This window comes from Actinomyces bowdenii, from assembly GCF_017592395.1.
Taxonomy (GTDB): domain Bacteria; phylum Actinomycetota; class Actinomycetes; order Actinomycetales; family Actinomycetaceae; genus Actinomyces; species Actinomyces bowdenii.
The window spans coordinates 1-22448 of the sequence record NZ_JAGFOU010000004.1 but is presented as its reverse complement, the minus strand read 5'-3'; the positions used below and the strand labels follow the sequence as shown (position 1 = coordinate 22448).

17 protein-coding genes are annotated in these 22448 nt (G+C 72.9%); 9 read left to right on the top strand and 8 right to left on the bottom strand.

Annotation, left to right across the window (positions count from 1 at the left end):
* Positions 1–137 precede the first annotated feature (137 nt).
* The 6 genes from J5X07_RS02580 (at position 138) to J5X07_RS02555 (ending at position 7887) form a co-directional block, all read left to right on the top strand.
* Complete coding sequence (locus J5X07_RS02580; RefSeq protein WP_243896368.1) at positions 138–2030, top strand: ABC transporter ATP-binding protein; 1893 nt, start codon at positions 138–140, stop codon at positions 2028–2030.
* Positions 2027–3166 (top strand): aminoglycoside phosphotransferase family protein, encoded by a 1140-nt coding sequence (locus J5X07_RS02575; RefSeq protein ID WP_243896354.1) that lies wholly within the window; start codon positions 2027–2029, stop codon positions 3164–3166. The genes J5X07_RS02580 and J5X07_RS02575 overlap by 4 nt, the downstream gene beginning before the upstream one ends.
* On the top strand, positions 3163–4326 hold the full coding sequence (locus J5X07_RS02570) for a phosphotransferase (RefSeq protein WP_208478635.1): 1164 nt from the start codon (positions 3163–3165) through the stop codon (positions 4324–4326). The genes J5X07_RS02575 and J5X07_RS02570 overlap by 4 nt, the downstream gene beginning before the upstream one ends.
* Positions 4317–5645 carry a UDP-glucose dehydrogenase family protein gene (locus J5X07_RS02565; RefSeq protein ID WP_208478573.1) on the top strand — a complete coding sequence of 443 codons (1329 nt, stop codon included), beginning with the start codon at positions 4317–4319 and terminating at the stop codon, positions 5643–5645. The genes J5X07_RS02570 and J5X07_RS02565 overlap by 10 nt, the downstream gene beginning before the upstream one ends.
* A gap of 100 nt (positions 5646–5745) precedes the next feature.
* Entirely contained in the window at positions 5746–7173 is a 1428-nt protein-coding gene (locus J5X07_RS02560) for a sensor histidine kinase (RefSeq protein ID WP_124934471.1), read from the top strand.
* A 36-nt stretch (positions 7174–7209) separates the two neighbouring features.
* Entirely contained in the window at positions 7210–7887 is a 678-nt protein-coding gene (locus J5X07_RS02555) for a response regulator transcription factor (RefSeq protein ID WP_124934472.1), read from the top strand.
* Positions 7888–7906: 19 nt separating this feature from the next.
* Here the strand turns inward: J5X07_RS02555 and J5X07_RS02550 are convergent, their stop codons facing one another.
* Together J5X07_RS02550 and J5X07_RS02545 are read right to left on the bottom strand one after the other, a co-directional pair.
* Entirely contained in the window at positions 7907–8329 is a 423-nt protein-coding gene (locus J5X07_RS02550; RefSeq protein WP_124934473.1) for a hypothetical protein, read from the bottom strand.
* An 11-nt stretch (positions 8330–8340) separates the two neighbouring features.
* Positions 8341–9699 carry a glutamate-5-semialdehyde dehydrogenase gene (locus J5X07_RS02545; RefSeq protein ID WP_208478572.1) on the bottom strand — a complete coding sequence of 453 codons (1359 nt, stop codon included), beginning with the start codon at positions 9697–9699 and terminating at the stop codon, positions 8341–8343.
* 266 nt (positions 9700–9965) lie between these two features.
* On the opposite strand from J5X07_RS02545, the gene J5X07_RS02540 reads away from it, so the two are divergent.
* Positions 9966–10838: an AAA family ATPase gene (locus tag J5X07_RS02540; protein WP_208478571.1), complete on the top strand. Its 873-nt coding sequence runs from the start codon at positions 9966–9968 to the stop codon at positions 10836–10838.
* Between the two features lie 23 nt (positions 10839–10861).
* Here J5X07_RS02540 and proB read toward each other — a convergent pair whose 3' ends face one another.
* From proB to J5X07_RS02515, 5 genes are all read right to left on the bottom strand, one after another.
* Positions 10862–11956: a glutamate 5-kinase gene (gene proB, locus J5X07_RS02535; RefSeq protein WP_124934484.1), complete on the bottom strand. Its 1095-nt coding sequence runs from the start codon at positions 11954–11956 to the stop codon at positions 10862–10864.
* Positions 11957–12045: 89 nt separating this feature from the next.
* Entirely contained in the window at positions 12046–13617 is a 1572-nt protein-coding gene (gene obgE, locus J5X07_RS02530) for a GTPase ObgE (RefSeq protein WP_208478570.1), read from the bottom strand.
* Between the two features lie 97 nt (positions 13618–13714).
* On the bottom strand, positions 13715–13972 hold the full coding sequence (rpmA, locus tag J5X07_RS02525) for a 50S ribosomal protein L27 (protein ID WP_124934477.1): 258 nt from the start codon (positions 13970–13972) through the stop codon (positions 13715–13717).
* 60 nt (positions 13973–14032) lie between these two features.
* Positions 14033–14353: a 50S ribosomal protein L21 gene (gene rplU / locus J5X07_RS02520; RefSeq protein ID WP_124934478.1), complete on the bottom strand. Its 321-nt coding sequence runs from the start codon at positions 14351–14353 to the stop codon at positions 14033–14035.
* A gap of 561 nt (positions 14354–14914) precedes the next feature.
* On the bottom strand, positions 14915–18892 hold the full coding sequence (locus J5X07_RS02515; RefSeq protein WP_243896353.1) for a ribonuclease E/G: 3978 nt from the start codon (positions 18890–18892) through the stop codon (positions 14915–14917).
* Between the two features lie 586 nt (positions 18893–19478).
* On the opposite strand from J5X07_RS02515, the gene J5X07_RS02510 reads away from it, so the two are divergent.
* A complete protein-coding gene (locus J5X07_RS02510; RefSeq protein WP_208478569.1) occupies positions 19479–21002 on the top strand; it encodes a cytochrome ubiquinol oxidase subunit I in 1524 nt (507 codons plus the stop codon).
* Between the two features lie 27 nt (positions 21003–21029).
* Positions 21030–22163 carry a cytochrome d ubiquinol oxidase subunit II gene (gene cydB, locus J5X07_RS02505; RefSeq protein ID WP_208478568.1) on the top strand — a complete coding sequence of 378 codons (1134 nt, stop codon included), beginning with the start codon at positions 21030–21032 and terminating at the stop codon, positions 22161–22163.
* A 153-nt stretch (positions 22164–22316) separates the two neighbouring features.
* Here cydB and J5X07_RS02500 read toward each other — a convergent pair.
* Positions 22317–22448, bottom strand: a 132-nt coding sequence (locus J5X07_RS02500; RefSeq protein WP_208478634.1) for an integrase core domain-containing protein, incomplete at its 5' end; no start/stop codon positions are given.

The window sequence follows — 22448 nt, the reverse complement described above, 5'->3', positions numbered from 1 at the left end:
CTGAGCGCAGGGAGTCCGGCGAGGTCGGCGGCGGTAGCGGAGCCGGTCGCGGCGGGAGCGCTGGTCGTGGGCGCTCCTCGGCCACGCGGCAGACCCTGCGGCTGCTGCGCCCCGACGCCGTGCCCCAGTGGCGCCTCATGGCCGGTGGAACCGTGGCCCTGCTGGCGGAGGTCGCCTTCAGGGTCCTGGAGCCCTGGCCCATGAAGATCGTGGTGGACTCCGTGGTGGCCTCCCTGGGCACCAGCACCGGCACCGCCCCGGCGGGGCTGAGGATGCTGCTGGGCCTGGGGGCCGTCCTGGTGGGGATCGTCGCGGCCCGGGCGCTGTGCAACTACCTGGCCACCGTGGCCTTCGCCCTGGTGGGCTCACGCACCGCCGCCTCCTTGAGGGCCCGCGCCTTCGAGCACGTCCAGGGCCTGTCCCAGCAGTTCCACGCCCGCAACCGCAGCGCCGACACCGTCCAGCGCCTCATCTCCGATGTCAACCGCATGCAGGAGGTGGCGGTCACCGCCGGTCTGCCGCTGGCCGCCAATGTGCTGACCCTGGTGGTCATGCTCGTGGTCATGGTGGTGCTCGACCCCCTGCTGGCCATGATCGTGGTCCTGGCGGTGGGGGCCTTCGTCCTGACCTCATCGGGCTCCTCCAAGCGGATCACCGCCGCCTCCCTGCGCAGCCGCCGCTCCGAGGGCAACCTGGCCAACACCGCCCAGGAGGCGCTGGGCGCCATCAAGGTGGTCCAGGCCTACGGCCTGGAGCCCCTGCTCCAGGAGCGCTTCAGCGGCGTCAACACGGTCTCCCTGCGCGAGGGGGTGCGCTCCCGGCGCATCGCCGCGCGCCTGGAGCGCAGCACCGACGTCATCGTCGGGCTGGCCACCGCCGTGGTCATGGTCGGCGGGGGCCTGCGGGTCCTGGAGGGGGCGATGACCCCGGGCGACCTGGTGCTGTTCACCACCTACCTGCGCACCACCATGAAGCCCCTGCGCGACATGGCCAAGTACACCGGCCGGATCGCCCGGGCGACCGCCTCGGGCGAGCGGGTGGCCGACCTCATGGCCGTCGAGCCCGAGATCGTCTCGCCCCACCAGGGGCGCGAGCTGCGCTCGGTGCGCGGCCTGCTGCGCTTCGAGGATGTGCGCGCCGCCTATGAGGGAGTCGAGGTGCTCCACGGCGTCAACCTCACCGTCATGCCCGGGGAGCATGTGGCCCTGGTGGGGCCCTCGGGGTCGGGCAAGTCCACCCTGGCCTCCCTGGTCGTGCGGGCCATGGACCCCACCAGCGGCACGGTGAGCCTGGATGGCCACCCCCTGACCGAGCTGAGCCTGGGGCCCCTGCGCTCCCAGGTCTCGGTCCTGCACCAGGAGGCGGTGCTGCTCACGGGCACCATCCGGGAGAACATCCGCCTGGGGCGGCCCGGGGCCAGTGATGAGGAGGTCGAGCAGGCGGCCCGCGCCGCCCACGCCCACGACTTCATCAGCGCCATGCCCCAGGGCTATGACACCGAGGTCGGTGAGCGCGGCGGGACCCTGTCGGGCGGGCAGCGCCAGCGCGTGGCCATCGCCAGGGCCTTCCTGCGCGACTCCAGGCTCGTGGTCCTCGATGAGGCCACCACCGGCCTGGATCCCAAGTCCACGGGCCTGGTGCTCGACGCCATCGAGGACCTGGTCCAGGGCCGCACCACCCTGACCGTGACCCACGAGCCCCAGGCGGCCCTGCGCGCCGACCGCATCGTGTGGATCCAGGACGGCCACATCCTCATGAACGGCTCCCCCCGGCGCCTGCTGAGGACCTCGGCGATCCTGCGCGCGTGGGCCGGCTCGGAGCACGACCCGGAGCACGACCCGGAGCAGGACCAGGAGCAGGACGGGCTCACGGAGCACGGCCGGCCCCGGGAGGACAGCGACGACATCGACCACAGCGACGACCAGGACCAGGAGCCGGAGCAGGGCGACCAGGAGGCCTCCGATGAGGACGAGCCGGAGGCGCTGGCCGACCCGCAGCCCGAGCCGCAGGAGTCAGGAGCCCGCACATGACCGTCTCAACACTCAGCGCCCTGCAAGGGGTGCTCGACGCCGATGTCCTCAGCGAGCTCACCGGTGCGCAGGTGCGCGCGGTGCGGCTGCGCATCAAGCCCGGGGTCTCCCTGCTGGCAGGGCTGGCCGAGCGCAGCACGGGGCGCACCGCGGGCTGGGCCCGCCTGCTGTGGCCGGTCTCGGCCTCCAAGGCCGTCAAGGTCCAGCAGCGCGCCGAGCGCCACGGCCTGGGGATCATCACCCGGACGCTGCCCGACGGGCTGGTCCTCCAGGCCGGAGCGGTGGACGCCGATCCCAAGCTGGCCCCCCGCCTGGTGCAGGCGCGCCGGCACGGCCTGCTGGGCGACTGGGATGCCAGCGAGGTCCTGCGCTACAACCCCTCGCGGCGCCTGGTGCTGCGCCGCGAGGACGGCGTGCTGCGCATCCGCACCGCCCCGGGGCGGCGGACGGAGCAGATCCACCGCGCCATGGGGCGCCTCGTGCCCGTGCCCGCCCTCAAGGAGCTGGACGAGCGTTGGGAGTCCGGGTACTACAGCCTCCAGGAGCTGTGCGGGACCACCGACCTGGAGCGCTCCCCGGATGCCGAGGGCACCCGCCGGACCGGCGCGCTGCTGGCCCGCCTGCACACCTCCACCCACGAGCTCGACGAGGGCCTGCGCCGGCGCCTGCCCAGTGTGCCCTCCTCGGCCCGCCGCCTGGCCCAGACCCATGCCCGCATCCTGGAGCCCCTCGCCCCCGAGCTGGCCGCCCGCACCCGGCGGATCGCCCAGCTCATGCCCGAGCGGCTCGCGGGGCCGGCGGTCCTCATCCACGGCGATGCCTCCCCCGACCAGGTGCTGCGCGATCCCGCCACCGACCGCATCTGGCTGACCGACTTCGATCGCGCCGGACTGGGCCCGGCGGCCGCCGACCTGGGCTCCTACCTCGCGGTCTGCCCCCTTGAGATGGGCCGGTCGCTGCTGGAGGGCTACGAGCAGGCAGGCGGGCGGCTGCCGGACCCGGACCAGCTGCGGCAGGCCATCTCCCTGTCCGAGCTCTCGCGCCTGGCCGAGCCGCTGCGGCACGCCGATCCCCACTGGAGGCAGGCCATCGAGGAGCGGATCTGCCGGCTGGAGAGCGCAGGAGCCGAGGCATGAGCGCAGCACCCCCCACCAGCACACCAGGGGCGGATGGCCCGCGCAGCCGGGGCACTCGGGCCGTGCCGGCCCCGGAGCACCGGCCCTCAGGGCTCCTGGGGGCGCTCTCGGCCATCCCCGGCGTCCTGCGCGCCTGGCCCGCCAGGAACGGGCAGGTCACCTTCGAGTGCCGCGACCAGGAGGGGCGCCTGCGCGCCGGCATCCTGGATCCCCGTCAGGGGGAGCACAGGCTGCTGCCCTACGCCGACGATCCCTCCCTTCCCGCCCTGTCACCCGGCCTGGGCGGTCGGCTCGTCGTCCACCGCGCCGGGCGCAGGGCCGTGGTCCTGGGACCGGACCGGGTCAGCAAGCTCACCCGCCCCGGGCGGGCCCGGCCCTCGCCGGCCAGCCTGGAGGCCTTCGAGGCCTTCACCCGCGTGGGCCTGCGCGTGCCCGGGATCCTGCGTGCCGACGAGGACCGCATCGACCTGGAGCTGGTGCCCGGCCGCAGCCTGGCAGAGCTCGGCGACGCCGGGCTGCCGGGGTGGCAGCGGCTGGCCCGGGTGTGGAGCCGGCTCGGTCCCGCGGGCGCCAGCCTCCCCCTGCACTCCCCCGCCCACGAGGCGCGGGTCCTGCGCGACTGGTATGAGCGGGCCGCCGGCCATGGGCTGCTGGAGGAGGCCACCGGGGACCCCCACGCCGGGCCCGCCCTGGGGCGGGCCGTGGAGGAGGCCTGCGCCGATCTGGAGGCCGGCGGTGAGCAGAGCCCCGGGCCGGCCCTGACGCTGTGCCACCGCGACCTCCATGACGGCCAGCTGCTGTGGGACGGCCGCGACCTGTCCCTCATCGACCTGGACACCCCCGCCCTGGCCGAGGCGGCCCTGGACCTGGGCAACCTCATGGCGCACGCCGAGCTCATGGCGCTCCAGGGGCGCCTGAGCCCCCAGGGCCACGACCGCGTCCAGGGCCTCCTGGAGGACATGGCCGCCGCCAGCCCCACCACGGGCGCTCGTCTGCGGGCCTACCACCACGGCGCACGGCTCCGCCTCATCTTCGTCCACGCCTTCCGCCCCGGGGCGCGGGCATGGCTGCCGCGCTGGACGAGCAGCTGCCTGGCAGCCCCCTCATCCATTCACGACACCATCCACGACACCACTGATGGGAGCACCTCATGCGTTTGACAGTCATCGGCTGCGGATACCTCGGAGCGGTTCACGCCGCCGCCATGGCGCACCTGGGCCACGAAGTCCTGGGTATCGACATCGACCCGGTCAAGGCCGAGAAGCTGGCCCAGGGCGAGGCGCCCTTCTACGAGCCCGGACTGCCCGAGCTGCTCGTCTCGGGGGTCGAGCGGGGCGTCCTGCGCTTCACCGCGAACCCGGCCGAGGAGGGCACCGCCGAGTGGATCGCCCAGGCGGACGTGCACTTCATCGCCGTGGGCACCCCCCAGGGCACCCGTGCCGGGGAGGCTGACCTGTCCCAGGTGTGGGCCGCCGTCGACCTGCTCATCCCCCTGCTGTCCGGGGGGCGCCAACCACTGGTGGTCGGCAAGTCCACGGTTCCGGTGGGCACCGCCCTCCAGGCGGCGGGCCGCCTGGAGGGGCGCGCCCGACTGGTGTGGAACCCGGAGTTCCTGCGCGAGGGCTTCGCCGTCAAGGACACCCTCCACCCCGACCGGATCGTCTACGGCCTGCCCGAGGACCCCCAGGAGGCCGACGCCGCGCGCGCGGCCCTCGACGAGGTCTACGCCCCGATGCTGGAGGAGGGCACCCCCCGCATCCTCACCGACTACGCCACCGCAGAGCTGGTCAAGACCGCCGCCAACTCCTTCCTGGCCACCAAGATCAGCTTCATCAACGCCATGTCCAGGATGTGCGAGGCCACCGGCGCCGACGTCACCGTCCTGGCCCGGGCCCTGGGCCTCGACGAGCGCATCGGCAGGCGGTTCCTGCACGCCGGGGTGGGCTTCGGCGGGGGCTGCCTGCCCAAGGACATCCGGGCGCTGCGGGCCAGCGCCACCACCCACGGCGCCCAGACCCTGGCCGAGCTGCTGGAGCAGGTCGACACCATCAACCAGGACCAGCGCGACCACGTGGTGGACCTGGCCCTGGAGCTCCTGGGGAGCGGCCCCTCCCAGGCGGCCGTGACCATGCTGGGGGCGGCCTTCAAGCCCAACAGCGACGACCTGCGCGACTCCCCCGCCCTGGAGGTGGCTGAGCGCCTGGCCGATCACGGCGCCCGAGTGACCATCCACGACCCCCATGCCATGGACCGGGTGCGCCAGGACCATCCCCGCCTCCACGCCGCCTCCGACCCCGAGCAGGCCCTTGAGGGCGCCGAGCTGGTCATCCTGGCCACCGAGTGGGCGGAGTTCACCGGCCTGGATCCCCACCGCGCGGCCCAGCTGGTGGCACGGCCGGTGATCATCGATGCGCGCAACGCCCTGGATCCGACGGCCTGGCGGGAGGCCGGCTGGGACTACCGGGGCATAGGCAGATGAGCGGGCGGTCCGGCAGCGCCGGCAGGCCCCGCGCCACCCCGGTGATGGGCCCGGCATGAGCACCTACCACCGGGGCAGTGGCGCGGGGCACAATGCAGCCGTGAACGCCGAGAAGATCTCCCCCTCGGCCACGGTTGGCGCACGGGTCCTGGCCGCCATCATCCTGGTGGCCGGCATCGCCCTGGCCAGCTGCGGCGCCATCGTGTGGGTCCTGGGCCAGCAGACCCTGCGCGCCGACATCGATGAGCACCTCCAGCGCAGCCGCGACCGCTTCGAGGTGCTGGCCACCGAGGGCGTCGACCCGGCCACCGGCGCGCCCTTCACCGACGCCTCCCAGGTGGTCTACACCCACATCCAGCGCTCCGTGGTGCGCCCCGGCGAGAGCGAGCTGGGCTTCGTCGATGAGGAGCTGCGCTGGTTCCCCTCCGCCGAGGTGACCCTGCGCCCGGAGAAGGACAGAGCGCTGGTGGAGCGCCTGGGAGAGCTGAGCACCGAGCCACAGGCCACCATCACCACGATCACCACCCCCTCGGGCTCCTACCGGGTCATGGTGGTGCCCCTGCGCGACGGCAGCACCCAGGCGGCCCTGGCCCAGGTCATCGACATGGAGGACGCCAGTGCCAACCTGCGCCGCACCATGGTGCTCTACGCGGCCGCCGCGGTCTTCACCGTCGCCCTGGTCACCGCCCTGGCCTGGTTCGGGGTCGAGCGCCTCCTTCACCCCATCGGGGTGCTGCGCCGCGCCACCGAGTCGATCGGTGCCAATGACCTGACCTCCCGCGTGCCGGTCAAGGGCCGCGATGACCTCAGCGCCCTGGCCCGGGCCATCAACGGGATGCTGGACCGGGTGCAGCGCTCGGTGGAGGCCGAGCGCAGCCTGCTCGACGACGTCGGCCATGAGCTGCGCACCCCCATCACGATCATCCGGGGGCACATGGAGCTCCTGGACCCCGAGGACACCCAGGATGTCATCCAGACCCGGTGCCTGGCCATTGACGAGCTGGACCGGATGGGCACCCTGGTCAACGACCTGCTGGAGCTGGCCAAGACCACCGAGTCCGGCTTCTTCCGCCCCCGTGCCACACAGCTCTCCGAGCTGACGGTGCAGGTCTTCGACAAGGCTCGGGCCCTGGGCGAGCGCCAGTGGGTGCTGGAGGAGTCGGCCACATCCGTGTGCCAGGCGGACCCCGCGCGGCTGACCCAGGCCTGGCTCCAACTGGCCGCCAATGCCGTGAAGTACTCCGACGCGGGCTCGCGCATCGCCCTGGGCTCGCGCGTCGAGGACGGTCAGGCGCGCCTGTGGGTGGCCGACGAGGGCATCGGCATCGCCGAGGCCGACATGGAGCGGGTGCGCCAGCGCTTCGGGCGCAGCGCCGAGGCCGAGCAGAGGGCGCCCGGCACCGGCCTGGGGCTGAGTATCGTGGAGAACATCATCTACGCCCACGGGGGCACCATGGAGATCAGCTCCCAGCCGGGGGTCGGCTCCGTGTTCACCCTCATGCTGCCGATCAACCACCATGGCCGGTAGCGCCCACCAGCCCCGATCGCGAAGGGAAGGCGACCCATGAGCAGCATCCTGGTAGTGGAGGACGAGGCGCGCATCGCCGCCTTCCTCGTCAAGGGACTCAGATCAGCCGGATTCACCGCTCAGACGACGGCCTCGGGGATCGAGGCGGTGGAGTTGGCGGTCCAGCTGGCCGCCCGCGGGGAGATCGACCTCATCATCCTGGACGTCGGCCTTCCCGACATCGACGGGTTCACCGCCCTGGAGCAGATGCGCGGCCAGGGAGTGACCACCCCTGTCATCATGCTCACCGCCCGCACCTCGGTGGCCGACCGGGTCGCGGGCCTGGAGGGAGGGGCGGATGACTACATGCCCAAGCCCTTCTCCTTCGAGGAGCTCCTGGCGCGCATCCGGGTCCGGCTGCGCGCCGAGGCCGCCCAGCCCGCCGCCGAATCGATGCGGTTGAGCCACCGCAACCTGGTGCTCGACCTGCGCACCCGGACCATGGAGGTCGACGGCGCCACCATCGAGCTCTCGGCCCGCGAGTTCGCCCTGGCGGAGACCTTCATGCGACACCCCGGCCAGGTCCTCAGCCGCGAGCAGCTCCTGAGCACCGTGTGGGGCTACGACTTCGACCCGGGCTCCAATGTCGTCGAGGTCTACATGTCCTACTTGCGGAACAAGCTCGGCAAGGACACGTTCCAGACGGTGCGGGGCATGGGCTACCGCCTCGTGTGAGCCCTCCGCGCCGCGGGCCTCAGTCGTCGGGCTCCGCGGCGTCCTCAACATCATCGTCGTCGGCGTCGTCGTCCTCCAACGGCGCCTGGGGCGCTGCGGGGGGCGCCTGGGGCGCGGCAGGGGCCTCCTGCGGCGCCGCCGGCTGCTCGGCATGGCCCCCCTGGCCGCTCTGCCCCTGGGGGTCGACGGCGGCGGGCGCGGGGGGCTCGACGACCTGCGGGCTGTGGTGCGCGCTCGGGGTCGCGGTCTCGGTGGCGCCGTGGGAGGCGGGGGCGGACTGCCCCGAGGGCAAGGGCCTGGGGGTGATGTCGATGCCCGGCCCACTGGTGGTCCCGCTGGGCGAGCTCATGGCGGACCAGGTCACCCAGGTCAGCAGCACCGAGGTCACCAGGATGGTCAGGACCGCGATGAAGCGGCCTCGGGGGCGGAACAGGGTCCTCATTGCACCCTCCTTCAGGGACGCACGTGGCCGTCGCCCTCAACGATCCACATGGTGGTGGTCAGCTCGGCCAGGCCCATGGGCCCACGGGCGTGGAGCTTCTGGGTGGAGATGCCCAGCTCGGCGCCCAGGCCGAGCTGTCCGCCGTCGGTGAAGCGGGTCGAGGCGTTGACGATGACGGCGGCCGAGTCCATCCCGGCGATGAAGGCGGTGATGACGGCGGTGTCCTGGGCCAGGACGGCCTCGGTGTGCCCGGTGGTGTGGGCACGGATGTGCTCGATGGCCTCCTGGAGGTCGGGCACCACGCGCACCGCCAGGTCGAGGGAGCCGTACTCGGTGCCCCAGTCCTCCTCGGTGGCCTCCACCAGGAGGTCCTGGTGGGAGTCGGCCGCGGCGGGGCCCCGGAGGATCTCGCGGGCGGCGGCGTCGGCGTGCAGGATGGTTCCCCGGCTCCACAGGGCCTGGGCCGCCCGGGGCAGCCAGGAGGCGGCGATGCCCTGGTGGACCAGGAGGGTCTCGGCGGCGTTGCACACCCCGACCCGCTGGGTCTTGGCGTTGACGACGATATCGACGGCGGAGGCCGGCTCGGCACTGGCATCGACGTAGATGTGGCAGTTGCCCGAGCCGGTCTCGATGACCGGCACCGTGGACTCCTCCACCACGGCGCGGATGAGGCCCGCTCCCCCGCGCGGGACGAGCACATCGACCAGGCCGCGCGCGTGCATGAGGGCCCGGGCGCCCTCGCGCCCGGCGGAGTCCACGGTGGTGACGAGGTCGGCGGGCAGGCCCTGGGCGGCCAGGGCTCCGCGCAGGGCCTCGACGATGGCGGCATTGGAGGCCTCGGCGGCGCTGCCGCCGCGCAGGACGACGGCGTTGCCGGACTTGATGGCCAGGGCGGCGACATCCACAGTGACATTGGGGCGGGCCTCGTAGATCATGCCGACCACGCCCATGGGCACGCGCACGCGCCGCACCCGCAGGCCATTGGGCATGACCGAGCCGTCGACGATCTGGCCGACGGGGTCGGGCAGGGCGGCGATCTCGCGCAGGGCCCCGGCGATCGCCTCCAGGCGCTCGGGATCCAGGGCGAGGCGGTCCAGCAGGCCCGGCCTCATCCCCTCCTGCCGGCCGCGGGCCAGGTCGGCGGCATTGGCCGCGAGGATCGGCCCGGCCTGGGCCAGCAGGGCATCGGCCATGGCGTGCAGGGCGTTGTCCTTCACGGCGCGCGGGGCGCCGGCAATGGCCCGCTGGGCGGCGCGGGCGGCCGTGGTCACCGAGGCCACCAGGGCCGTGGCCCGCTCCGGGCTCTCAGCGGTGCTCGCGCCGGCGCCCTGGGCACCGCCGGGGGCCTGAGGGATCCGTCCAGAACTCATGCTCCCACCATAGAGGGTCAGCCTAAGAGCGCCAGCGGGGCGGGATCCGCCATCATCGACTGCGAGCCGGCCCATCAAGAGAACCGCCAGGTCGCGCAGGGCTCAGCACGGCGAGACAGAGATCACCCAGTACTGCCTGCCTCGGATCACGGCGATCAGGTCATGGCCCCTGTTCGCCCCTGATGCCGGAGCGCCGCCACAGGCGGCCTGTAGAATCGCCCCGGCCCGAGACTCGCCAACCACGCCACGAGGGGGAGCAAGCATCGATGCGGATCACCCATCTCGCTGCCAGCAACTGGCGGAACTTCGAGAATGTTGAGTTCGACATCGGCGACCGGCTCTTCATTGTCGGCCCCAACGCAGCGGGAAAGTCGAATCTTCTCGATATCTTCCGCTTCCTGTCAGACGTGGCCGGCCCGAAGGGCGGACTTGCCAGTGCGATCGAGAACCGCGGGGGCCTGAAGAAGGTCCGCAGCCTCTTCGCCCGGAACCACGCCAGGGGCCGCCTGGTCATTGACGTCACCCTTCAAGAGGGGGAGCACACCTGGCGGTACAGGCTCGCGATCAAGGGGGAGTCCGACCGGGGCATGGTCGATGCCCGCCTCGCCCTGGCCCGGCCGTGCCTCGTCAAGCGGGGCGCGGCGAGGCTCGATGGCATCATTCCAGGTCTTGCGCGCACGACCATTCATCACCCGTGGATCGTGTTCCGTGATGCCGATCGGCACTGCCCGGTCGCCCTGCGTGAGGAGCTCATCGGCCCTCACCCGCACGACGGCGCTTTCGAGCTCCGCCTGGCGTGCTCAATGATGGAGGCCTGGCTCCTGGCTGATGCTGACGGCTTCTCACGCTTCTTCCACGTGCCGATGAAGAAGATCACGGACCGCCCTGATGATCTGGAGCATGCCAAGCGCGAGCTGCTGAGGCTGTGCCAGCACTCACGATCCTCGTCAGTGCGCCGCGACCTCGTGCGCCGCGACGGCACGCCCGGCCCGGAGTACGTCGCCAGGATCAACGGCTTCGCCCGCGAGCACTGGAACGTGGAGCGGGCCCGCAATCACAGCCCGAGCCTGGAGCGGGCCATCGGCCGCCTCGAGCTCATGCGCGAGCAGATCCTCCAGGCCCAGGACCGCAGCCGCTGATCCAGCGGGAGTGCACCGCCGGCTCAGGCGCCGGCGGTGCGGGGCAGCTCGGCCAGGTCGTCGCGGTGGACCACGGGGGCCACATGATCGGGGGCGGGCGTGCCGGCGGAGCGCGCCGCCAGGACCTCCCCGAGCTCGGCGGCCGAGTAGCGGCAGATGCCGCGCGCCACGGTGCGCTCGGGGCCGACGACATCGACCACCGCCCCCGACTCGAAGTCGCCGCTGACCGCCGTCACGCCCGGAAGCAGCAGGGACTTCTTCCCCACTGTCAGGGCGCGGGCCGCCCCCTCGTCCACCAGGATCCGGCCCTCGGGCATGGAGGCGTGGGCGATCCACAGCCGGCGGCTGGGCCGGTGGGGGCCGGTGGGGTCGAACCAGGTGCCCACCTCCACGGGCAGATCGGGCCCGGACAGCAGGGCGGCCGCGTCGTCGGCGGAGGCGATGAGGGTGGCCGTGCCCGAGGCGCAGGAGATCGTGGCCGCCTGGACCTTGGTGGTCATGCCCCCGGTGCCCACCTGCGAGCCGCGCCCGGAGACCGAGACCCCCTCCAGGTCGGCGGGCCTGCGCACGTGGCGGATGGGCCTGGCGCCGGGGGTGCCGGGGCGGGCGGTCCACAGACCGTCGACGTCGGTGAGCAGCACGAGCACATCGGCGGTCACCAGGTGGGAGACCAGCGCCGCCAGGTGGTCGTTGTCCCCCAGGGAGAACTCGTCGGTGGCAACGGCGTCGTTCTCGTTGACGATGGGCACCGCCCCCAGGGACAGCAGCGCGTCGAAGGTGGCGCGCACGGTGCGGTAGTGGCTGCGCACGGCCACATCCTGGGCGGTCAGGAGCACCTGGGCGGCCACCACCCCGTAGGCGCTCATGGCGGTCTGCCAGCGGGCCATGAGGTTGCCCTGCCCCACCGAGGCGGCCGCCTGGAGCAGCCGCAGCTCCTGGGGCCGCGCCTCCAGGCCCAGGGGTGTCAGGCCCGCGGCCACCGCCCCCGAGGTCACCAGGATGACGTCGTGGCCCCGGCGCCGCAGGCCCGCGGTGAGCCCAGCGAGGATGTCGATGCGATTGAGGTCCAGTCCGCCGTCGGGCCGGGTCAGGGAGGAGGAGCCGACCTTGAGCACCACCCGGGCGCCCGGCGCCAGGCGCCCGGGGCGGGCCGTGGGCACCGTGGTCCCGCTGCCGATCCCGCCGTCCTGCGGTGAGGGCGCCCGGCTCACCGCTCCCCCTCATCCCAGTGGGAGGCGTCGGTCCACAGGCCCTCGGCGGCCTCCTGGCGCAACTCGGCGCGGGCCGCCTCCTTGGCGTCCATCATCTCGTGGTACTGCTCGCGGCGCTGGGCGTTGGTGCGCCGGTGGCTCTGGTCGATGCGCAGGTCGGTGCCGCGGGCGCCCAGTAGCTCGGGGCCGGTGGACATGGCCGGCTCCCAGGTGAAGAGCACTCCGCCCTCCACCTCGCCGATGAGCACGGCGTCCCCGGCCCGGGCCCCGGCCTTGACCAGCTCGTCCTCCACCCCGGCGGCCGCCAGACGGTCGGCCAGATAGCCCACCGCCTCATCGTTGGAGAAGTCGGTCTGGCGCACCCAGCGCTCGGGCTTATCGCCGCGCACCTGGTAGACGCTGCCCTCACTGGGGTGGGTGACCTGGCGGACCTCGGCCACCGGCTCGGGCCCGCGCCGCCCCACGGCCCGCGGCCGGATGACCGGGCGCTCGGGCCCCGCCTGCGCGGCGGGGGCGCAGGCGCGGGCCTGCTCCACCAGCCGGGCCAGGGCGAAGGACAGCTCCTTGAGCCCGGTGTGGGCCACGGCCGAGACCTCGAAGACCTGCATGCCGCGGGCCTCCAGATCGGCCCGCACGAAGTCGGCGAGCTCGGCGGCCTCGGGAATGTCGATCTTGGTCAGCACCGCGACGCGGGGGCGCTCCATGAGCGGGGCCAGGCCGGTCAGGGCGGGGTCGGCCTCCTGGGCGCTCAGGCGCCGGGAGTAGGCCTCCAGCTCGGCCTCGATGACGTCCAGGTCGCTGAGGGGGTCGCGGCCCGGCTCCAGGGTGGCGCAGTCCAGGAGGTGGGCGATGACCGAGCAGCGCTCGATATGCCGCAGGAACTCCAGGCCCAGTCCCCTGCCCTGGGAGGCCCCGGGGATGAGCCCGGGCACATCGGCGATGGTGTAGCGCACGGATCCGGCCTCCACCACGCCCAGGTTGGGCACCAGGGTGGTGAAGGGGTACTCGGCGATCTTGGGGCGCGCCGCGCTCATGGCGGCGATGAGGGAGGACTTGCCGGCACTGGGGTAGCCCACGAGGGCGACGTCGGCGATGGTCTTGAGCTCCAGGGTGACGTCGCGGGCCTGGCCGGGCTCGCCCAGGAGGTGGAAGCCGGGGGCGCGTCGTCGGGGGGAGGCCAGGGAGAAGTTGCCGCGGCCCCCGGTGCCGCCCCGGGCGACGACGACGGTGCTGCCGGGATCGACCAGGTCGGCGATGACCGTCCCGTCCTCGGCCTTGACCACGGTGCCCTGGGGCACGGGCAGGACGAGGTCCTGCCCGTCGGTGCCCCGCCGCCAGTCCCCCATGCCGGGGGTGCCGTTGCCGGCGCGCCGGTGGGGGGAGCGGTGGTAGCTCAGCAGGGTGGTGGCCGAGGGATCGGCGCTCAGGACGACGTCGCCGCCGTGGCCCCCGTCGCCGCCGTCGGGCCCGGCCAGGGGCTTGAACTTCTCGCGGTGGATCGAGGTGCACCCGTGACCGCCGTCGCCCCCGGCGACATGGAGGACCACTCGGTCGATGAAGCTGGGCATGGGGTCCTCCTGGTCTCGGGTGTGCCTATGCCGCGAGGGCGGACGGCCCGAGCCGTCCGCCCTCGCGAGGAAAGATGGGGGTGCGTCCCGTTGAGGCTCAGGCCTCGGGGAGCACGACGTTGACGACCCTGCGGCCGCGGAAGGTGCCGAACTCGACGTTGCCGGCGGCCTTGGCGAACAGGGTGTCGTCGTTGCCGCGGCCCACGTTGCTCCCGGGGTGGAAGTGGGTGCCGCGCTGGCGGACGATGATCTCACCGGCCTTGACGAACTGGCCCCCGTAGCGCTTGACGCCGAGGCGCTGGGCGTTGGAGTCGCGGCCGTTGCGGGAGGAGCCAAGACCCTTCTTGTGTGCCATCTCGGGCTTCTTTCTTCTCGATCGTGTGCGTTCAGATGGCCGGTTTCCCCGGCCGGAGGGTCACTTGATAGCGGTGACCCTGACGGCCGTCAGCTGCGCGCGGTGCCCCTGGCGCTTGCGGTAGCCGGTCTTGTTCTTGAACTTCAGGATGTTGATCTTGGGGCCCTTCTCCTCGCCGAGGATCTCGGCGGTGACGGAGGCCTTGGCCAGGTCGGCAGCGGCGGTGGTCACCTTGTCGCCATCCACCAGCATGAGGGGGGCGAGGGAGACCTCGTCACCGATCTCGCCGGCGAGCTTGTCGACAACCACGACGTCGCCGACGGAGACCTTCTCCTGACGGCCGCCGGCCTTGACGATCGCGTAGACCACTTGAATGCTCATCTCTGTCGTGATTTCTGAATGCCCCGCCTCCTGTGCAGGAGGGGCATCCCCTGGGCAATGGTGCAAGACGCACCGACAGGCAACTCTAGGCGATGCACCGCGGCCGTCCAACCTCCCAGCCACCCATCATCCTGTGTTCTTGGGCACGACCTCCCTCTGGCAAGGCCAGGGCCGGTGGCGGGCCAGGGCCGTGGTGGGGCGGGTTCGGTGGGACGTCACTTCGCGACAGAGGCGTCACTTCGCGACTTGGACGGTACCTACAGGTGTCGTCCAAGTCGCGAAGTGACGCGCTTTCCGCGAAGCGACGCCCAACCTGAAGCCCCAACCACCCTCCCGAGCCCGTGGCCATCCCGGAGCCCTCCAGCGGCCAAGGCCGCCGAGCCCAGAGCCCCGATCCACACCCCGGACCCCCCGGGGCCGGGAGAGGGGCCCGCTGGTACACCCATGACGGTGATCCGATCGCCCCGCCCCTCCCGGGCCGGGAGAGGGGCACGAGCCGACCGCCCCGATCGCTCCTCCCAGGGAAGAACCACGAGCGGCTCGGGGCCTGGGCACGGGCCCTCAGTCGCCCTCTGGCGCGGGGCCCCCGGCATCGCCCGCCTGGGCGGCGGCCTCGTCGGCCGGCCCAGATGCCGGCTCAGCCGCCGTCGGGGCCGAGGCCCCGGGCGCGGTGGCCGGGGAGCCGGCGCGACGGCGCGGCTTGCGCGCGCTCCTGACCGGTGCCTCCTGGCCCGCCGTGCCGGCGTCCTGGTCGGCCGTGCTGGGCTCGGCCGGGTCTTCACCGGCGCCTTCACCGGCCTGGGAGGCCCGGCTGGGGACGCCGGCCCCTTCGGAGTCCGCACCGGAGGCGGTGGCCTTCCCGGCCCTGCCGGCAGTCCTTCCCGCCTTGGTGGCCCTGCCGGTCCCGCTGGCCCTGCCGGATGCGCCGGTCTTGCCGGTCGTGCCCGGCTCAGCCCCGGGGTCCCGGGCGGGCTCCGCATCCTGGTCGGGCCCCTCGCCCGCCTCCGAACCGGTCCCCTCCGCCGCACCCTGAGTGCCGGGCTCCTGAGCAGCGGCCTTGCGCGCGGAGGCCGCTCGACGGCGCGGCTTCCTGGTGGCCTTGGACTCCGCGGGGGCCGCACCATCATCCTTGGGCTGATCGGCCCCGGCCCCACCGGAGTCCTCGGAGTCGGCCCGAGCGGGATCCCGCACCTCAGCCGGCGCAGCCGCCGATGCGGGCTCCTGCACCTCAGCCGGCGCGGCCGCCACCGCCCGGGAGGTGCTCCTCCTGCGGGTCCTGCTGGCCCTGGCAGCCTTCCTCGTCGCGGGCGCGGCACTCTCGGCAGCAGCGCCGTCAGCCCCCTCGGGACCGTCCTCACGCCCGCCCTCAGCACTGGCGCGGCCGTCGTCGCCAGTGGCGCCGTCCTCATGGGCCTGGCCGTCCTGGATCGCCTGCTCGTGGGCCTGCTCCGCAGCGGCGGCGATCTGGGCCAGGGCTCCGCGCACAGCCGCCCGAGCCTGCTCATCGACACCCTCGGCCTCCGGGGCGTCCTGGGTCTCCTTGCCCTTCCGACCGGGCTTCCTGGCCTTCTTGGGCTCAGGCGCGGTCGCCGCCTGCGCGCCGCCCTGCTCCTCCTCGCGGCGCTTGCGCCCGCGACCGCGGCCCCGGGAGGCCGAGGCGGACATGTCGGCCTGCTGGTTCTCCACGGGCTCGTCGTGGACGATGAAGCCGCGGCCGTTGCAGGACTCGCAGGTGGTGGAGAAGGCCTCGACGAGCCCCTGGCCCACCCGCTTGCGGGTCATCTGGACCAGGCCCAGGGAGGTGACCTCCGTGACCTGGTGGCGGGTGCGGTCGCGCCCCAGGCACTCCACCAGGCGGCGCAGGACCAGGTCGCGGTTGGACTCCAGGACCATGTCGACGAAGTCGATGACCACCATGCCGCCGATGTCCCGCAGCCGCAGCTGGCGCACGATCTCCTCGGCGGCCTCCAGGTTGTTGCGGGTGACGGTCTCCTCCAGGGTGCCCCCGGCACCCGTGAAGCGGCCGGTGTTGACATCGATGACGGTCATGGCCTCGGTGCGGTCGATGACCAGGGTGCCGCCGCTGGGCAGCCAGACCTTGCGGTCGAAGCCCTTGGCCAGCTGCTCGTCCACGCGGTGAGCGGCGAAGACGTCGTCGGGCCCGGTCCAGTGCTCCAGGCGGTCGACCAGCTCGGGGCTGAGCTCGCCGACGTAGCCCGAGATCGTCCTCCACGCCTGGTCCCCGGAGACGACGAGGCGGCGGAAGTCCTCATTGAACACGTCGCGCACGACGCGCACGGCCAGCTCGGGCTCCCCCTTGAGCAGGACGGGCGCCTTGCCCGAGCCCTTGAGCACGGAGCCGGCCTTCTTATCGATGGCCTCCCACTGCTCGACCAGGCGGGCGACGTCGGCGGCCAGCTGCTCCTCAGTGGCGCCCTCGGCCGCGGTGCGCACGATGACGCCGGCGCTCTTGGGCACCACGCGCTTGAGGATCTTCTTCAGGCGGGAGCGCTCGGTGTCGGGCAGCTTGCGGGAGATGCCGGTCATGGTCCCCCCGGGCACGAGCACCAGGAAGCGGCCGGCCAGGGTGATCTGGCTGGTCAGCCGGGCGCCCTTGTGCCCGATGGGGTCCTTGGTGACCTGGACCAGGATGGTGTCCCCGCTCTTGAGGGCGTCCTCGATGCGGCGGGGCTTGCCCTCCATGCCCGCGGCGTCCCAGTTGACCTCCCCGGCGTACAGGACGGCGTTGCGCCCCTTGCCCAGGTCCACGAAGGCGGCCTCCATGGAGGGCAGGACGTTCTGGACCCGGCCGATGTAGACATTGCCGACCATCGAGGTCTGGGTGTGGCGGGCCACGTAGTGCTCGACCAGCAGGTCGTCCTCCAGGACGGCGATCTGGTTGAGGCCATCGGACTCGCGCACGATCATCTGTCGGTCCACGCTCTCGCGGCGGGCGAGGAACTCGGCCTCGGTGATGATGGGGCGGCGGCGCCCGGCGGCGCGCCCCTCGCGGCGCCGCTGGCGCTTGGCCTCCAGGCGGGTCGAGCCCTTGAGCGCGGTGACCTCGTCACGCGCCTCCCTGCCGGTCTCGCTGCGGGTGCGGGAGCGGCGACGACGACGGCGCGAGCCCTGCTCGGCCCCCTCCTCACCGGAGTCCTCCTGAGCACCCTCCCGCGCCTCCCCCGAGGGCGGCGCGTCCTGGGCCCGCCCGGCCTCAGCGGCCCCGGCGGCCCCGGCATCCTCATCGCCCTCGGCATTCCAGTCGCGCTCGTCCTCACGCAGGCGCGAGCGGCGTCCGCGCCCTCCCCTGCGGCGCTTACGGCGCCCGGAGGCGGCCTCCTCACCAGCGGCCTCCTGGGGGTCCGCCTCGCCCTCATCGGACTGGGGCTCCTCGTCCCGTCCCGTCGGCTCCGGGGCCGCGGTCGGGGTGGCGGTGGAGGAGGTGGCACGACGGCGGCGCCTGGGGCGGCCGGACGGGGCCGTGGGGGCGGAGTCCTCGGCGCCGGCCTCGGCACCGCCGGCGGGGGCGCCATCGGAGGGCTGGTCGTGGTCGGCGCTGCCGGGCCCCTGCCCGGCGGTCTCGGAGTCCTGGGGCGCCTGCGACCGGCCGCGGCGCGAGCGCCCCCGCTGCGCCCCCTGGTCGGACGGCGCCTCCTGGCCCCGGGCGGAGCGGCGCCTCCCGCTCCTGGACTCGGGGGCCTGGGGATCGGCGTCCTGGGGACCCGCCTCCTGGGGCTCGGGGGAGGTTGCGGCCGCGGTCACCCGGCGGCGGCGTCGCGCCCGGCTGGGGTCGGGGGCCTGGAAGAGCAGGGAGGCGGCGGGCAGCCGCAGCGGCTCCGCCTCGGGGAGGTCCTCGGGGCGGTCCCGAGCCCCCTCCTCGTCATCGTCCTCGGGATCCTGCGCCGGCTCGTCCTCGGCCTCATCCTGCTCCTCGGCACCGTCGGCCCGGGGCGCCTCCTCGGCCTCCCCGGCGGCCTCCTCGGCCTCCCCCGCACTCCCGGCATCCCCGGGGGCCTTGCCCTGCTGGGAGGCCGGGGCCTGCTCGGGCGCCCCATCATCGTGGGCCTCGCCGTCCTGGTCCGGGACCGGCGTGGGGGCCTGGGCGGCGGGGGGCGCGGCCGGGGCCTGCTCGGGCGCCGCCGCAGGGGCGGTGGCCCGGCGCCGCCGGCGGGCGGGCGGGGCCGGGGGCTCGGGCGCTTGGGCGCCGTCGTCCTTCGCAGCACTGCCGGCTGCCGCGGCGCTGCGGGTGATCGGGGCCTGGGCGACGGCGGGCGCCTCGTCATCCCCGGAGGCCGGAGGCTCATCCCCACCGGTGGCGCGACGCGAGCGCGCGGGACGCTCAGCGGGCGGGGTGGTGCTGGTGGCGGTGGCCTTGCGCCGACGGCGCACCGGAGCCTTCGCGGGCTCCTGGGGCTGCTCCTGGTCCGCTCCCTCCCCGGCGGCGGAACCGGTGGGGGCCTGCGCCTGGACGGCGGGAACCGACTCGCCTCGGGTCTCGGCCGATTCTGTTGATTCTGTTGATTCGGTGCGACGTGCCATGGTGGGCTGCACTCTCCGGGCGCTGGGGCGCCGTCGTACCCCCGGCGCATCAGCGCGGTTGTGCCCCTGCGCGAGCGCGAGGGCGAGTTCATGAAGTCTCAGTGGTGCGGCGCCATGGGGCGCCTGCCCCGAAGGCGTCCGCACGCGCCGGACTCGCGGCGGCGCTCATAGCGGCGCGAGAATCCCGGGCGGGTTCGTCTCCGAGGACCCGGGCACCAGGTGCCGGTACGGGGCACTCGGAGCCGAGGAGAGTATTTCACATCCCCGCCCCCGGGTGCCGCAGGCAGCCGCCATCCCGCACCTCTTCACCTGTGGGCGCAACTGGGGCGCGAACGGGACCGCGGCGCCGTCCCCGCCGGCGCCCGGGACCCGGGCGGCAGGCGGCGGCACACCCCGCCGCCGCCCCCATGAGCGCCCCACCTGCGCGGACGCCGGGCCCCCGCGGCCGCACCGACGATCGTTATCGAACCTTATTGACACTTTGATGACAAGGCGTCAGCGTGTCATTATGGTTGCCCTATCGCACCTGCGGAAGGGACCGCAGCACTTCCTATAAGTTTCGCCATCCTTTTGAAAGGTGGTGTCGATGAACCTCGCACCGATGGCGCTGGACTCCCTCGACCTGGCTCGCTGGCAGTTCGGCATCACCACCGTCTACCACTTCATCCTGGTACCGCTGACCATCGGGCTATCGCCCCTGGTCGCCCTCATGGAGACGCTCTGGAGGCGCACGGGCGACAAGCAGTGGCTGGTGGCCACGAAGTTCTTCGGCAAGATCCTGCTCATCAACTTCGCCCTGGGCGTGGCCACCGGCATCGTCCAGGAGTTCCAGTTCGGCATGAACTGGTCGGAGTACTCCCGGTTCGTCGGCAACGTCTTCGGCGCCCCCCTGGCCTTCGAGGCCCTCCTGGCCTTCTTCATGGAGTCCACCTTCCTGGGGCTGTGGATCTTCGGCTGGGACCGCCTCTCCCCCAGGCTGCACAACCTGTGCATGTGGGCGGTGGCCGCCGGCACCAACTTCTCCGCCTTCTTCATCCTGGCCGCCAACTCCTGGATGCAGCACCCCGTGGGCACCGTGGTCAACCCCACCACCGGCCGCGCCGAGCTCGACGGCCTGGCCGGCTTCGGAAAGGTCCTGTCCAACCCGATCCTGTGGACCACGGTCGTCCACGTCATCGCCTCGGCCTTCCTCGTGGCGGCCGCCGTCATCCTGGGCGTCTCGGTGTGGTGGATGACCAAGGCGGTGCGGGCCGAGCAGGAGTACGAGGCCCGCCACCTGTGGCGCCGCCTGGCCCGCTTCGGCGCCGTCACCATGGTGCTGGCCGGCGCCATCACCGCCACCTCCGGGCACTTCCAGGGCCACCTGGTGGTCGAGGAGCAGCCCGCGAAGATGGCGGCGGCCGAGGGCCTGTGCCACACCGAGTCCGGGGCGCCCTTCACCGCCATCGCCTTCGGGGACTGCGATGAGGGCATGACCCGCTTCATCTCCGTGCCGGGCGTCTACTCCTTCATGGCCACCAACGACATGAACGCTGAGGTCATGGGGCTCCAGGAGGCCCAGGAGATGTACCAGGAGCGGTTCGGCGAGACCGATTCCCAGGGCCGGCCCATCGACTACAGCCCCAATGTCATGGTGACCTTCTGGTCCTTCCGCCTCATGATCGGCCTGGGCATGGCCTCCATGGCGATCGGGGTCCTGGCCCTGTGGCTGACCCGCTCGGGCAGGCTCATCAGCCGGCCCTCCCTGGGCAGGGCCGCGCTGTGGACCATGTGGCTGCCCTTCATCGCCTGCTCCTTCGGCTGGATCTTCACCGAGATGGGCCGCCAGCCCTGGGTCATCGTGCCCAACCTGGCCGACCCGGTCTCCCAGGTCTACATGCTCACCGCCGACGGCGTGTCCTCGGTGGTCTCCGCGGGCACGGTCCTGAGCTCGATGATCATCTTCACCCTGCTCTACGCCGCCCTGGGCGTGGTCTGGTTCGTCCTGCTGCGCCGCTACATCCGCGAGGGCGTGCACACCCCCGTGGACCCGGAGCAGTCCCCTCAGCCCACGGACGGGAAGAAGGACCAGCCGGGGGCCCATGCGCCCGCGCTGTCCTTCGCCTACTGACGATCGAGCCAAGGAAGGTAGAACCCCATGACTCTGGCAATCCTCTGGTTCGTCCTCATCGCCATCCTGTGGATCGGCTACCTCGCCCTGGAGGGATTCGACTTCGGGGTGGGCATGCTGCTCAAGATCCTCGGGCGCGACGAGAAGGAGCGCCGCGCCATGCTCCACGCCATCGGCCCCCACTGGGACGGCAACGAGGTGTGGCTGCTGACCGCCGGAGGCGCCACCTTCGCGGCCTTCCCCGAGTGGTACGGCACCCTGTTCTCCGGGGCCTACATCCCCCTGCTGTGCATCCTGCTGTGCCTCATCGTGCGCGTGTGCGCCATCGAGTGGAGGCCCAAGATCAACTCCCAGACCTGGAGGGACCGCTGGGACTGGGCGCACACCGTCAGCGCCTGGGTGCCCTCGATCCTGTGGGGCGTGGCCTTCGCCAACCTGGTGCAGGGCATGCGCATCGAGGTGCTGGACATGACCACCCGGCAGGTGGTGCCCGCCGCCGACGTCCCTGCCGGCACCCTGCTGTACGGCAGCTCCCACCAGATCACCGGCGGGTTCCTCTCCATGATCACGCCCTTCACCCTCCTGGGCGGCGTGGTCACCTGCCTGCTCTTCCTCAACCACGGGGCCCTGTTCATCGCCCTGAAGACCACCGGCGAGCTGTCCCAGCGGGCGCTGCGGCTCTCGCGCCGCCTGGGCCCGGCCGCCACGGCCGTGACCGCGGTCTGGGCGGTCTGGGCGCAGATCGCCCACTCCCCCAACGCGCTGTCCTGGCTGCCGCTGATCATCGCCGCCGTCGGGCTGCTGGCCTCGATGAGCGCCAGTGCCACCGGCCGCGACGGCTGGGCCTTCGCCCTGCACTTCGTGGGCATCGCCATGGCCGTGGTCTTCATCTTCGCCTCCATGGCCCCCGATGTCATGCGCTCCTCCATCGACCCGGCCTACTCCCTGACGCTGACCCAGGCGGCCAGTGCCGAGACCACGCTCATCATCATGACGGCGGCCGCGGTGGTCTTCGTGCCCGGGGTGCTGGCCTACACCATCTGGAGCTACAAGGTCTTCGCCAAGCGGATCAATGCCGAGGACATCGACGCGGGCAAGGGCGGCCTGCACCCCACGAAGGTGCGGGACTCCGCCCAGCCCGAGGCCCTCATCGGCTACTGATCCGCATGACCGGCTCCTGAGGCGGGCTGAGACCGACGACGGCCCGGTGATCGTCCATCACGGATGATCACCGGGCCGTCGCCATGCCGCAGCAGCGCCGGCAGTAGCGGCCTCGGCGACTGAGGCGGAGCCCGCGGGGCCTAGGCTCCAGGCCTAGATGTACTTCCCCGTGAGGTTGTGGACGCGGCTGGCGGGGGTTTGGCCGTCGAGGGCGGTGTGGGGGCGGTGGTGATTGTAGGAGTGCAGCCAGTCCTGGTAGGCGGTCTCGCGCTGGGTCTGGCTGGT

Excerpts from the sequence above, each read along its gene's own strand:
- J5X07_RS02580 (WP_243896368.1), top strand. The coding sequence starts at position 138 with ATGGCCGGTGGAACCGTGGCCCTGCTGGCGGAGGTCGCCTTCAGGGTC.
- J5X07_RS02575 (WP_243896354.1), top strand. The coding sequence starts at position 2,027 with ATGACCGTCTCAACACTCAGCGCCCTGCAAGGGGTGCTCGACGCCGAT.
- J5X07_RS02570 (WP_208478635.1), top strand. The coding sequence starts at position 3,163 with ATGAGCGCAGCACCCCCCACCAGCACACCAGGGGCGGATGGCCCGCGC.
- J5X07_RS02565 (WP_208478573.1), top strand. The coding sequence starts at position 4,317 with ATGCGTTTGACAGTCATCGGCTGCGGATACCTCGGAGCGGTTCACGCC.
- J5X07_RS02555 (WP_124934472.1), top strand. The coding sequence starts at position 7,210 with ATGAGCAGCATCCTGGTAGTGGAGGACGAGGCGCGCATCGCCGCCTTC.
- J5X07_RS02550 (WP_124934473.1), bottom strand. The coding sequence starts at position 8,329 with ATGAGGACCCTGTTCCGCCCCCGAGGCCGCTTCATCGCGGTCCTGACC.
- J5X07_RS02545 (WP_208478572.1), bottom strand. The coding sequence starts at position 9,699 with ATGAGTTCTGGACGGATCCCTCAGGCCCCCGGCGGTGCCCAGGGCGCC.
- J5X07_RS02540 (WP_208478571.1), top strand. The coding sequence starts at position 9,966 with ATGCGGATCACCCATCTCGCTGCCAGCAACTGGCGGAACTTCGAGAAT.
- obgE (WP_208478570.1), bottom strand. The coding sequence starts at position 13,617 with ATGCCCAGCTTCATCGACCGAGTGGTCCTCCATGTCGCCGGGGGCGAC.
- rpmA (WP_124934477.1), bottom strand. The coding sequence starts at position 13,972 with ATGGCACACAAGAAGGGTCTTGGCTCCTCCCGCAACGGCCGCGACTCC.
- rplU (WP_124934478.1), bottom strand. The coding sequence starts at position 14,353 with ATGAGCATTCAAGTGGTCTACGCGATCGTCAAGGCCGGCGGCCGTCAG.
- J5X07_RS02515 (WP_243896353.1), bottom strand. The coding sequence starts at position 18,892 with ATGGCACGTCGCACCGAATCAACAGAATCAACAGAATCGGCCGAGACC.
- J5X07_RS02510 (WP_208478569.1), top strand. The coding sequence starts at position 19,479 with ATGAACCTCGCACCGATGGCGCTGGACTCCCTCGACCTGGCTCGCTGG.
- cydB (WP_208478568.1), top strand. The coding sequence starts at position 21,030 with ATGACTCTGGCAATCCTCTGGTTCGTCCTCATCGCCATCCTGTGGATC.